The 5146-nt window shown below is 70.0% G+C and carries 4 protein-coding genes and 2 pseudogenes; 5 read left to right on the forward strand and 1 reads right to left on the reverse strand.

Annotated elements, in window-relative coordinates:
• Positions 1 to 87: 87 nt before the first annotated feature.
• The 5 genes and pseudogenes from JHN63_RS47730 to sucD all read left to right on the forward strand — a co-directional run.
• A complete protein-coding gene (locus JHN63_RS47730; protein ID WP_307782162.1) occupies positions 88 to 1197 on the forward strand; it encodes a VWA domain-containing protein in 1110 nt (369 codons plus the stop codon).
• 85 nt (positions 1198 to 1282) lie between these two features.
• Complete coding sequence (locus JHN63_RS54135; protein WP_200691396.1) at positions 1283 to 2140, forward strand: hypothetical protein; 858 nt, start codon at positions 1283 to 1285, stop codon at positions 2138 to 2140.
• Positions 2141 to 2219: 79 nt separating this feature from the next.
• Complete coding sequence (locus tag JHN63_RS47740) at positions 2220 to 2399, forward strand: hypothetical protein (RefSeq protein WP_200691397.1); 180 nt, start codon at positions 2220 to 2222, stop codon at positions 2397 to 2399.
• 368 nt (positions 2400 to 2767) lie between these two features.
• Complete coding sequence (sucC, locus tag JHN63_RS47745) at positions 2768 to 3946, forward strand: ADP-forming succinate--CoA ligase subunit beta (RefSeq protein WP_019066810.1); 1179 nt, start codon at positions 2768 to 2770, stop codon at positions 3944 to 3946.
• Positions 3947 to 3968: 22 nt separating this feature from the next.
• Positions 3969 to 4811: pseudogene (sucD, locus tag JHN63_RS47750) on the forward strand (succinate--CoA ligase subunit alpha); the annotation flags it as partial.
• Here sucD and JHN63_RS53595 read toward each other — a convergent pair.
• Positions 4803 to 5146, reverse strand: a pseudogene (locus tag JHN63_RS53595) (sigma factor-like helix-turn-helix DNA-binding protein); the annotation flags it as partial. The pseudogenes sucD and JHN63_RS53595 sit on opposite strands and share 9 nt — an antisense overlap.

Here is a 5146-nt window from a genome sequence, read left to right on the forward strand (position 1 = left end):
ACGGTGTCGTTCTCGTTGACGATCGGGAGGGCACCCATGGCGAGGAGCTTGTCGAGGGTGCGGGAGGCGTTGCGGCGGTGGCGGTTGGTGCTCGGGGGCGACGCGGCCGACGGCACCGGGTGCGAGCTGTCCGGGCGGGACGCCGCGATGGACGGGACGCTCGCCGCGCTGTACGGCAGAGGGGACAAGGGGCGGGCGGCGAAGGACCGTTCGGCGGGGCTCGGGGCGTCGGCGCCGTCCGTCGCGCGCTGGCTCGGGGACATCCGGACGTACTTCCCGTCCTCCGTCGTCCAGGTCATGCAGCGCGACGCGATCGACCGGCTCGGGCTGTCCGCGCTGCTCCTCGAACCGGAGATGCTGGAGGCGGTCGAGGCCGACGTGCACCTCGTCGGCACGCTGCTCTCCCTCAACAAGGCGATGCCGGAGACCACGAAGGAGACGGCGCGGGTGGTGGTGCGCAAGGTCGTCCAGGACCTGGAGAAGCGGCTCGCCACCCGCACCCGGGCCACCCTCACCGGCGCCCTGGACCGCAGCTCCCGGATCAACCGGCCGCGCCACCACGACATCGACTGGAACCGCACGATCGCGGCCAACCTCAAGCACTACCTGCCGGAGTACCGGACGATCGTGCCGGAGCGGCTGATCGGATACGGGCGGGCGTCCCAGTCCGTGAAGAAGGAGGTCATCCTCTGCATCGACCAGTCCGGGTCGATGGCGGCGTCCGTCGTCTACGCCTCCGTGTTCGGGGCGGTGCTGGCGTCCATGCGGTCGATCGACACCCGGCTCGTGGTCTTCGACACCGCGGTCGTCGACCTCACCGACCAGCTCGACGACCCGGTGGACGTGCTCTTCGGCACGCAACTCGGCGGCGGTACGGACATCAACAGGGCGCTCGCGTACTGCCAGTCGCAGATCACCCGGCCCGCGGAGACGGTGGTCGTGCTGATCAGCGACCTCTACGAAGGGGGGATTCGCAACGAGATGCTCAAGCGGGTCGCGGCGATGAAGGCGTCGGGGGTGCAGTTCGTGACGCTGCTCGCGCTGTCCGACGAGGGCGCGCCCGCCTACGACCGCGAACACGCCGCCGCGCTGGCCGCGTTGGGGGCGCCGGCCTTCGCCTGCACGCCCGATCTGTTCCCGGAAGTGATGGCGGCGGCGATCGAGAAGCGGCCGCTGCCGATACCGGACACCGCCTGACGAACCGGCACCGGTGGTGATGAACGGGCTTGGGGGACAGGGGGGTTGTGTGTCCCCGAGCCGCCCGTGCAAGGATCGTCGCCTCATGATCTGGCCCGCTGCCGCGATACCCGGTGCCGCCCCGCGCGTGACGCGTACGGCGGTTGGGCGGCGTGTGCTGCAACTGGCGCTGCTGGTGGGCGGGTTGTTCGCGGTCGGGTTGCTGTGCGGGGGGCAGGCGCAGGCGGCCGATCGGGTTCTGGGCACGCCGGTGAGTCTCGGCAGGCCGGGGATTCCGGCGGCGGCTTCGGTGGTGAAGCCGGCCCCGGCCCGGGTCTCGGCCCCGGTTCCTGTTCTCGCCCCGGTGCTCGCTCCCGTGCTGGGTCCAGTCTCGGACACCGTGGAGCGGGTCGTGCAGCCCGTGAGCGACGTGGTGACGAAGACGGTGACCGCGGTGTTGGCCGAGGCGCCTTCGTTGCCCACCTTGCCCACCGCGCCCACCCTGCCCTCACTCCCCGTGGTGCCGACTCAGCCGGTGCTCCCGGTCCAGGCACCTCCCGCGCACGCGGCGCCGGTGTCGACGCCCGTCCGGTCCGACCCGCAGCCTTCGAGCGGTGGGCATCGTTCGGATGCGGCGCCTGCCGAGGCGGCGGTGGGCGTAGGAGCGACGTACGGACCGCGCTTCGTCGCCGCTACCGATGAGGTCGGTGCCGTAGGGCACGCGGCCTTACGTCGTGCTCCCTCCGTCGGGCGCGCCCCCGCGCACCAGGCACCCAACGGCGACCCGGACGGTGCCCCGCGCGATCAGCAGGCCATGGACAGTGGCAGTTCGCGGCACTGTGACGCGCAGGCCGTGACCTTGGACCAACGGGTGGCCGTGCGGTTCGTGTGCGGTGTGGCCGAGGGGACGGACGCGGCGGAGACCCGGGACAGGTACCGGGACGTTCCCGTTTTCCCGGGCTAGGCAGGCCCTTCCGGCAGTTGGTCTGCCCGGAAAGTCGCCATGTCTCCCTTTCTGGAACGCCTGAGGAACCGACGTACCCATGAGCAACACCATGAGCACGAGCACCGACATCACCCCGGCCGAATTCCGACGACGTCTCGTCGACGCCGTGGTCTCCGTCCCGCGAGGGTCCCGGGTCAGGGCCGCCGCGGCCATCCAGGGCGCACAGGCAGCACGCAATGCCTGCGCCCGGAGCGCAAGGACCGCGGTCCGGCACTGACCGTCACCGACTCCGTGAGGCAGTGACCCCGGACGGCCGAATGCCGTCGGTCCGTCCGGGGTGCGTCTCGCGGTAGGGGGTTCCCGCCGGGCCGGCCCCAACCCGGCGGGGACCCCGCCCGAACAACCCGCCCGTGAGCCCCGCTCGCGGCACTCCGTGTCACGAATTCCGGCATCATGTGACAGGTATCACCGCTCAGGTGTGACCCTCGATTTAGAGGCCCTCTGCAAGCAGCGATAACCTGCGAGACGGACATGCCGCGCGCTCGGTCACCGTGTGCGCCTCCCTTGTGACAGCGGACGTCACGTTGCCCTTCGCGGCACGCCCACGCATCCAACGAACCGCGATATCACTGAGGACGGAAGCGCGTGGACCTGTTCGAGTATCAGGCGAGGGACCTCTTCGCCAAGCACGATGTACCGGTGCTGGCCGGTGAAGTCATCGACACGCCTGAGGCGGCCCGCGCAGCCACCGAGCGGCTCGGTGGCAAGTCCGTCGTCAAGGCCCAGGTGAAGGTCGGCGGCCGTGGCAAGGCCGGTGGCGTGAAGCTCGCCGCCACCCCGGACGAGGCCGTCGCGCGTGCGACGGACATCCTCGGCATGGACATCAAGGGCCACACGGTCCACAAGGTGATGATCGCCGAGACCGCGCCCGAGATCGTCGAGGAGTACTACGTCTCGTACCTCCTCGACCGCACCAACCGCACCTTCCTCGCCATGGCGTCCGTCCAGGGCGGCGTGGAGATCGAGGTCGTCGCGGAGGAGAACCCCGAGGCCCTCGCGAAGGTCCCGGTCAACGCCAACGAAGGCGTCTCCATCGAGAAGGCCCGCGAGATCGTCGCGCAGGCCAAGTTCCCGGCCGACGTCGCGGAGCAGGTCGCCGAGATCCTGGTGACGCTGTGGGACACCTTCGTCAAGGAGGACGCCCTCCTCGTCGAGGTCAACCCCCTCGCGAAGGTCGCCGACGGCCGTGTCATCGCGCTCGACGGCAAGGTCTCCCTCGACGAGAACGCCGAGTTCCGTCAGCCGGAGCACGAGGCGCTGGTCGACCACGACTCCGCCAACCCGCTCGAGGCGGCCGCCAAGGCCAAGAACCTCAACTACGTCAAGCTCGACGGCGAGGTCGGCATCATCGGCAACGGCGCGGGTCTCGTCATGAGCACCCTGGACGTCGTCGCGTACGCCGGTGAGAACCACGGTGGGGTCAAGCCCGCCAACTTCCTCGACATCGGCGGCGGCGCGTCCGCGGCCGTGATGGCGAACGGCCTGGAGATCATCCTGGGCGACCCCGACGTCAAGTCGGTCTTCGTCAACGTCTTCGGCGGCATCACCGCGTGCGACGAGGTCGCCAACGGCATCGTGCAGGCGCTGCAGCTGCTCGCGGACAAGGGCGAGGAAGTCACCAAGCCCCTCGTCGTCCGTCTCGACGGCAACAACGCCGAGCTGGGTCGCAAGATCCTCTCCGACGCCAACCACCCGCTGGTGCAGCGCGTGGACACCATGGACGGCGCGGCCGACAAGGCCGCCGAGCTCGCGGCTGCGAAGTAAGGGAAGAGGGACAGACACAGCCATGGCTATCTTCCTCACCAAGGACAGCAAGGTCATCGTCCAGGGCATGACCGGCTCCACGGGCATGAAGCACACCAAGCTCATGCTGGCCGACGGCACCAACATCGTCGGTGGCGTCAACCCCCGTAAGGCGGGCACGTCCGTCGACGTCGACGGCACCGAGATCCCGGTCTTCGGCACGGTCGCCGAGGCGATCGAGAAGACGGGCGCGAACGTATCCGTCCTCTTCGTGCCGCCGGCCTTCTCCAAGGCCGCCGTCGTCGAGGCCATCGACGCCGAGATCCCGCTCGCGGTCGTCATCACCGAGGGCATCGCCGTCCACGACTCGGCCGCGTTCTACGCGTACGCGGTCGCGAAGGGCAACAAGACCCGGATCATCGGCCCGAACTGCCCCGGTCTCATCACGCCGGGTCAGTCGAACGCCGGCATCATCCCGGGCGACATCACCAAGCCGGGCCGTATCGGTCTGGTCTCGAAGTCCGGCACGCTGACGTACCAGATGATGTACGAGCTGCGTGACATCGGCTTCTCGTCCGCCGTCGGCATCGGTGGCGACCCGGTCATCGGCACCACGCACATCGACGCGCTCGCCGCGTTCGAGGCCGACCCCGACACCGACCTGATCGTGATGATCGGTGAGATCGGCGGCGACGCCGAGGAGCGCGCGGCGGACTTCATCGCGAAGAACGTCACGAAGCCGGTCGTCGGTTACGTCGCGGGCTTCACCGCACCCGAGGGCAAGACCATGGGCCACGCCGGCGCCATCGTCTCCGGTTCCTCCGGTACGGCCGCCGCCAAGAAGGAGGCCCTCGAGGCCGCCGGCGTCAAGGTCGGCCGCCGTCCGCACGGTCAACGTCGTCGTACCGATGATCGCGACTGTGAACGCGATCGCCGCGCGGGTCCAGAACACGGTCCGGCGTTCGCCGACGAAACGGACCACCGGCGGCCTGGCCGCGTGCAGCCGCCCCGTGGAGGCCAGTTCGGTCAGCCGCCGCTGCAACTCGGTCGGGTCGGACAACTCCGGGAGCTGCGCGGCAAGCGCCTCGCGCGCGTGCAGCAGGCGGTTCGCCGCCGCGGGCGTACTCGCCTCCGTCTCCGCCGCGGTCTCCGCGAGACCGAGCCCCACACCGTCGTAGAGGAGGAGGGTCCGGCGGTACGACGGGGGGAGTTTCAGGAGGG

Source organism: Streptomyces sp. MBT65 (assembly GCF_016612545.1).
In the GTDB taxonomy this organism is placed as follows: Bacteria; Actinomycetota; Actinomycetes; order Streptomycetales; family Streptomycetaceae; genus Streptomyces.

Coding starts and splice junctions, on each gene's coding strand:
- JHN63_RS54135 (WP_200691396.1), top strand. CDS start 1,283: ATGATCTGGCCCGCTGCCGCGATACCCGGTGCCGCCCCGCGCGTGACG.
- JHN63_RS47740 (WP_200691397.1), top strand. CDS start 2,220: ATGAGCAACACCATGAGCACGAGCACCGACATCACCCCGGCCGAATTC.